This window comes from Rhizorhabdus sp. (assembly GCF_018006725.1).
Taxonomy (GTDB): Bacteria; Pseudomonadota; Alphaproteobacteria; order Sphingomonadales; family Sphingomonadaceae; genus Rhizorhabdus.
In genome coordinates, this window is record NZ_JAGMXV010000307.1 from 1 (window position 1) to 4,791 (window position 4,791).

Here is a 4,791-nt window from a genome sequence, read left to right on the forward strand (position 1 = left end):
GCGCCATGGAATCGCGCACCCTCGACCTGCTGCGCAAGTAAGGGCTGAACGATGATCACCGCGCTCGCCGCCGCCAAGGCCTACGCCTCGCAAGGCGCCATGTCGGTCGGCAATATCGGCTCGATCAAGCGGATGGAATATACCGTTATCGGGGACAGCGTGAACCTCGCCTCGCGGCTGGAGGGCGCGAACAAGGCCTATGGCTCGAAGATTCTCTTCTCCGAATTCACCCATGCACGCCTTGCGAACCCGGAACTGGTGCGCGAGATCGACCTGATCCGGGTCAAGGGCAAGGACTTCCCGGTCGGCGTCTATGAATCACTGGGCTATCGCGCCGGTGAACTCGATCGCGGCCTCGGCCGGATACTCGAATATTATGCGCAGGGGCTCGCAGCCTATCGCGCGATGGAATGGGCTGATGCGGAGCAGGCCTTTCTCAAGGCGTTGACGGCGATGCCCGAGGATGGCCCCTCGACCATGTATGTCGAGCGCTGCCGGGCCTTTCTCAAGACGCCTCCCCAGCCCGGCTGGGATGGGGTCTGGACGCTCACCTCGAAATAGCGGCCTGCCGTTTCACACGACACTGGCGAGCAGGCTCATCGAGCTCTCTGTCTCCGCCCGCCGGATGCAGCCACGCCCCTCAGCCTTGGCGTGATAGAGCGCACGATCGGCATCGAGCATGATGCTGCCCGAGCGATGCCCGGTCTGGCGCGCGGCTATTCCGCAGCTGATCGAAGGGCAGGCGATCATGCCCTCGCCCGCATCGACCCGGATCAACTCGACACCGCGCAGGATTCGCTGACACATCGCCTCGGCACGCTCGATCGAGGCGGCGGGAAACAGCAGGACGAATTCGTCGCCGCCCAGGCGGGCGCCGATGCACCCCTCGGCCTGCTCGGCCATGATTATGCCGCCAATCTCGCGCAGCACCTGATCACCTACGAGATGCCCATAATTGTCATTGACCAACTTGAAGTGGTCGATGTCGATCAGCGCCAGAGCAAGAGGCTGGCCTGGATCGTCGGTAACCTGGTCGTCCAGCCGCCGCATGAAACCGGTTCGGTTGAGCAGGCCGGTCAGACTGTCGGTCTCCGCCATCTTCGCCATGGCCTGGGCGCGATTACGGTGAACGCTGATATCGTGCAGCGCCACGACGGTACCGATGAAACCGCCTTCACTATCGCGCGAAGCACATATCTGGGCCTCGATCCAGGCCGAGGGCAGCAGACCGGGCAGTTCGACGACGATCGGACGGCCTTCTGCTTCAGCTTCGAGCAGGGCTGCCCGCAGCCGGCGCCCTTCGCGCGGATGGACATCCTCGACGCTACGTCCGACCAAGGCGCCGGCATGCGCCCCCAGCAAGGGCTCGGCCGCGCCGATCGCATTGCTGCACAGGCCTTGTCGGTCAAAATGGAGCAGCAGCACGGGCGACTGCGCGGCAAGCAGGCGCAGCGACCGTTCGCTCACGCTCAGTCGTGCGATCAGCTGCCGATGCGCCGCCAAAATGGCCGCAACCGGGAGGCCGGTCAGCATGATCACCGCAAGGAAGGATTGAAGAACCGCCGCACGCGTCGCGGGGTCGTCGCTCATAGCGACAATCGGCCCATATCCCGCCGCGGTGGCTGCGGTTCCGATGAGGGAGACGAGCAGCACCGTCACCTTCGCCCCCGACCTGCCGAGCCGGAATGTCGCCACGAGCACGGGCAGTTCGATCAGGAAGAAGATCGGCAAAGACACGGCCCAGAAGAGGACGATGCTGATCGCGGCTACCGCGCTCAGGACCAGCGCGCTTTCTCGCCCCCTCCGTCCCGCCAGGGTACCCAGATAACGCGCGAATTCGCCGGACAGGAGAGCATGAAAGAAGGGCATGCAGATCAACAGGCCCAGTGCGTCGGCGACATACCAGATTCGCCATGCCTCGGCGAAGGACTGCCCATAGAAAACAGCCGCCGTGCTACCGCCGAGCACGGCACTGATCGCCGGAGCTATGAAACCTGCCCAAAGGGCAAAGCGCCATACGACGCTCGGGTCACCCGCTGACGAGTCCGCATCCTTGCTCGCGAGCGCCAGCGCCACGATCAGGACCTCCGCCATGTTGAACAGGCCGAACAGGGCGGGCGCCTGGATGTCGCCGCGGGTGACCAGATTGGCAGCGACATTTGCGAGATACCCCGCACCGAGGAGAACTGGCCAGCCGCTCCGCGAACGCAAGAGCAACAGCGCGGCGAGAAAGGCATTAGCCGGCCAGATGGCTGCCACCTCGCGCCCCTCACTGGACAGGCTGATGGTCGCCGCTGCTAGGAGCGCATAGACCAGTGCCGCCATGACGGCGTCTTTCCAGGCCGACACCCCCCTTGTCGATCGCGCCAACATCCGCGCCTCCCAATTCCCCAATTCGCTTGGAAGCGTAAGGAGAGCGCAGCTGTGGCTGAATAGGTGTTATTCCTTAATCGCACCGTAACTATGCGGGCGGGCCGGGCAGTTTTCGATGCGTCGGGCCCGCTCTTTCACCAGACAGCGGCTTGCTTTAGGAGAAGCGCATGCTGATCTACCGCTTCCTCACCGGCGTCGATGACTCCGCCTTCTGCCACAAGGTCACGAAGGCGCTTTCCGAGGGCTGGATACTGCACGGGTCGCCCAGCTATGCTTACGATGCAGGGCAGCAGCGCATGATGTGCGGTCAGGCGGTCGTGCGCGAGGCGCCCGACCAGCCCTATGACCCGGACAAGAAGCTGGTCGATTACTGACTCACGCGCTCAGTCGATCTGGGCGCGCGCGATCCTCGCCAGTTCGGGGAACATACGCGCCCGATCGGCCGCCTGAGCCGATGCCGCCGTGCCCCGGATCACCCGCCCCTTGATGCCGTGAAAGATCGCGGCCAGGCGGAAGAAGTTGAACGCGGTGTAGAAGCGGTAATCGTCGATCCCTTCACGTCCTGTGCGGGCGCAATAGGCGGCGACATAGTCCTGCTCGCTCGGGATATTGAGCGCCGCCAGGTCCGCACCCGCCAGACCAGCCACGATATGCGGCGGCATGTGGTACATCATCGCATGGTAGGAAAAATCCGCCAGCGGATGCCCCAATGTCGACAATTCCCAGTCGAGCACCGCGAGGACGCGCGGCTCGGTCGGGTGGAAGATCATGTTGTCGATGCGGAAATCGCCATGGACGATCGCGGTGTCGTCGCCCGCCGGGATGTGCGCCGGCAGCCATTCGATCAGCCGGTCCATGTCGGGGTCGCGGCCCGCATCGACATCCTCGACATATTGCTTCGACCAGCGACCGATCTGCCGCTCGAAATAATTGCCGGGCTTGCCATAATCGGCGAGGCCGACAGCGGCATAATCGACATTGTGGAGCGCGGCCATGGTCGCGTTCATCGCGTCGAAATAGGCAGGCCGCTCCTCGCGCGAAACCTCCGGGATCGTGGCGTCCCAGAAGATCCGGCCCTCGACCAGGTCCATGATGTAGAACCAGGTGCCAATGACGCTATCGTCGGTGCACAGCGCGTGGACATGGGCGACGGGGAAGCCCGCCTGCGCCAGGCCAGTCAGCACCTTCGCTTCACGCTCCACGGCATGGGCACCCTTGAGCAACTGCCCTGGCGGCTTGCGACGGAGCACATAGGATTTGCCCGGCGTCGTCAGCTTGTAGGTCGGGTTGGATTGCCCGCCCTTGAACTGCTCGACCGTCAGCGGCCCGGCATAGCCGGGCACATGCTCGACCATCCAGCGCGCGAGCGCCGCTTCGTCGAAGCGGAAGCCCTCGCGAACCGGCGTGGTGCCGCTATTCTCGTCCTGCCCCGTCGCGCCCGTCATGCCTGGTTCGCCTTCGCATGATCGCGCTTGAGCTTCTTCGCCAGCGACCATTTGTGAACCTCGGTCGGGCCGTCATAGATGCGGAAGGCGCGAAGCTCGCGGAATATCTGTTCGACCACGGTGTCGCCGGAAACGCCGGTGCCGCCCATCACCTGAACGCAGCGATCGGCGACGCGGTACAGCGCCTCGGACACCGCCACCTTCGCCATCGAGCTTTCGGTCGTGCCGAGCGAACCGCTGTCGAGAATGCTGGCGCACCAGTCGATCATCAGCTCGCACTGGCGCAGCTCGATCATATTCTCGGCCAGCATGAAGCCGACGCCCTCATGGTCGATCAGCTTCTTGCCGAAGGCCTCGCGGCGGCAGGCATAATCGACCGCGATCTCCTGCGCGCGGATCGTGCCGCCCAGCCAGCGCATGCAGTGCGACAGGCGCGCTGGGCTGAGCCGGATCTGGGCATATTTGAAGCCCTCGCCGCTCGCGCCGAGCATCTGGTCAGCCGGCACGCGCAGATTGTCGATGGTCACCACGGCGTGGCCGCCCGGCATCGAATTGTCGATCGTGTCGAGGATACGGTCGAGCTTGATCGCGGGGTCGGGCAGGTCAACCAGGAACATGCAGGCGCCGTCCTCGGACTTCGCCATGACGATGCCCACCTTGGCGCCCTCGGCCCCGGTGATGAACGCCTTGCGGCCGTTGATCACCCAATGGTTTCCGTCGAGATGGCAGGTCGTCCGCATCATCGACGGGTCCGAACCGGCGCCGCCTTCCGAAGCCGGCTCGGTCATGAAGAAGGCCGAGCGCCCCTCGCCGGCGACCAGCTTGTCGAGGAAGCGCTTCTTGAGATCGGGCGACCCGATCTTGCCGATCAGGTACATATTGCCCTCGTCAGGCGCCATCGTGTTGACTGCCACCGGACCGAGCAGCGACAGACCCGACTTGATCAGGACGATAGCGGTCTCGCGCTGGGTCA

Annotated in this window: 5 protein-coding genes; 2 read left to right on the forward strand and 3 right to left on the reverse strand. The window is 64.3% G+C overall.

What is annotated here, in order from left to right:
* The first annotated feature begins 51 nt into the window (after positions 1-51).
* A complete protein-coding gene (locus KAY22_RS24660) occupies positions 52-561 on the forward strand; it encodes an adenylate/guanylate cyclase domain-containing protein (RefSeq protein ID WP_296625772.1) in 510 nt (169 codons plus the stop codon).
* A gap of 12 nt (positions 562-573) precedes the next feature.
* Here the strand turns inward: KAY22_RS24660 and KAY22_RS24665 are convergent, their stop codons facing one another.
* Positions 574-2,325 (reverse strand): diguanylate cyclase, encoded by a 1,752-nt coding sequence (locus tag KAY22_RS24665; RefSeq protein ID WP_296625773.1) that lies wholly within the window; start codon positions 2,323-2,325, stop codon positions 574-576.
* A gap of 215 nt (positions 2,326-2,540) precedes the next feature.
* Between KAY22_RS24665 and KAY22_RS24670 the strand changes: the two genes are divergently transcribed.
* Positions 2,541-2,747: a DUF1737 domain-containing protein gene (locus KAY22_RS24670; RefSeq protein ID WP_296625775.1), complete on the forward strand. Its 207-nt coding sequence runs from the start codon at positions 2,541-2,543 to the stop codon at positions 2,745-2,747.
* Between the two features lie 9 nt (positions 2,748-2,756).
* Here the strand turns inward: KAY22_RS24670 and KAY22_RS24675 are convergent, their stop codons facing one another.
* Together KAY22_RS24675 and KAY22_RS24680 are read right to left on the reverse strand one after the other, a co-directional pair.
* The gene (locus KAY22_RS24675; protein WP_296625776.1) at positions 2,757-3,818 is read right to left on the reverse strand and encodes a phosphotransferase; all 1,062 of its coding nucleotides are present in this window, start codon (positions 3,816-3,818) and stop codon (positions 2,757-2,759) included.
* Positions 3,815-4,791 (reverse strand): acyl-CoA dehydrogenase (locus KAY22_RS24680; protein WP_296625777.1); only part of this gene is annotated, 977 nt, incomplete at its 5' end. The genes KAY22_RS24680 and KAY22_RS24675, both read right to left, overlap by 4 nt.